Source organism: Bacillus cereus group sp. TH152-1LC (genome assembly GCF_027710505.1).
GTDB lineage: Bacteria > Bacillota > Bacilli > Bacillales > Bacillaceae_G > Bacillus_A > Bacillus_A mobilis.
Map to the genome: position 1 here is coordinate 1 of NZ_JAQFNK010000064.1, position 1615 is coordinate 1615.

The window sequence follows — 1615 nt, forward strand, 5'->3', positions numbered from 1 at the left end:
ACTGGAGAAATGGGAGCGACAGGACTACCGGGTCCAACAGGAGCTACTGGAGAAATGGGAGCGACAGGACTACCGGGCCCAACAGGAGCTACTGGGGTAACGGGTCCGATGGGTTCAATTGAAGCATTTCCTACTGGATATGTTTATCAATTAGCTACTCTTACTGATGCTACAGTTGTAGGAGGTGCGGATATAGTATTTAGTAATAATGGGCCGCTGAATGGCATAACTCATACGGCAGGAACAACTACAGTTACTGTTCCTACCACAGGAGTTTACAATCTTAAATTTATTGTCAATATTACAGCTGGTATAGGAAGTCAAATTGGGATTGCTGTAAATGGTACTGTAGACGCTTCAACCGTATACCCAGTATTAGTGGCCGCGGGAGGAATTAGCGGCCAGGCGCAATTATTGTTGAGTGCTGGAGACATCCTTACCTTGAGAAATAATAGCGCAGTACCTTTGACTATGAGTCTTGCTCCTACAATTGGATCTTCTATGATTGTCAATTAATTATTTTAATGTAATGTATAAAATATCTTTGATTAATTATATTGTATATGTGGAGCGGGATAGGGTAAAGCGCATTCAGGGCTGGATGTAAAGCATTGAAAATGTGATAGTTAAGTAAAAAGGTATATTTCTTCATACATCCGAGGGAAGTATACCTTTTTGTTGCATACGTACCATATCAATCTAAGAGGAACGAAAAGGAAGGAAGTTTAACAGAAAGTAAATAGGGAACAGTTAATAATGAGGGGATAGAACTGAAGTTTTACAACTGGAAGTTATAACAATGAAATTAGTTAATATACTATCTATTGATAAAGTAAGAATAAAATATCAATATGCTTAAAACGCTCAATGAGGTGATATTATATGACAAACGGAGTACCAAAACCACCAAAGAAGAAAAGTGGTTCAAAAAAGGAACCTAGACCATACATGGATGAATTTGAACAACAAGCAGCTGCTGAATTAATTCAATTAGCAATGCAAGATGATATGGGATTAGTGTTTACAGTGTATCGAAAATATAAAGAACCAGATATCATTCAAGGGAAAATCGTTAAGCTTGAACAACAAATGGATAGAATTGTAGTGAGTGATGGCCCAAATATAATATATAAAATTCAATTCATGGATATTTTAAAAATCGAAACGCCTAGTTAATTTAGCTAGGTGCTTTTTATATGGCCATAAATTCTTTATTGAAGTAGAACTTGTCCATTAATTTATTTACAATCCCGTTGAAATAAGCGAATTTACCCTTGTTCATTTTTGTGCCCGCTTTAATTTTCATAATAAACTCTTTAATAGCTTTTAAGCCGATAGTAAGTTCCTGGTCTTTAGTAAATGCTTTATCACCTGCTGTATGGTTAATGATTTTATTACACTGCCTTACGACCTTCCACAGTTCTTGAATTGTTTTAGATTCACTGTAAAAAGAACTAACCAAAGAAACAAAACGTTCTGGTACCCAGTGAGCAACAAAATCAACTTGTTCAATATTTTCTTCTGGAGTATTGCTATTCTCATTACTATTACGTTTGTTTATATCTTTTATATTTTGTTTTAAGGTTTTAGTAGTTGTTTTATTGGTGTGACATTT

Annotated in this window: 2 protein-coding genes and 1 pseudogene; 2 read left to right on the plus strand and 1 reads right to left on the minus strand. The window is 35.3% G+C overall.

Features of this window, described 5'->3' with window-relative positions:
• Together PDL00_RS34590 and PDL00_RS34595 are read left to right on the plus strand one after the other, a co-directional pair.
• Positions 1-516, plus strand: a 516-nt coding sequence (locus PDL00_RS34590) for a collagen-like protein (protein ID WP_270733839.1), incomplete at its 5' end; no start/stop codon positions are given.
• Positions 517-882: 366 nt separating this feature from the next.
• A complete protein-coding gene (locus PDL00_RS34595) occupies positions 883-1176 on the plus strand; it encodes a YolD-like family protein (RefSeq protein ID WP_023523431.1) in 294 nt (97 codons plus the stop codon).
• Between the two features lie 16 nt (positions 1177-1192).
• Here the strand turns inward: PDL00_RS34595 and PDL00_RS34600 are convergent.
• Positions 1193-1615, minus strand: a pseudogene (locus PDL00_RS34600) (helix-turn-helix domain-containing protein); the annotation flags it as partial.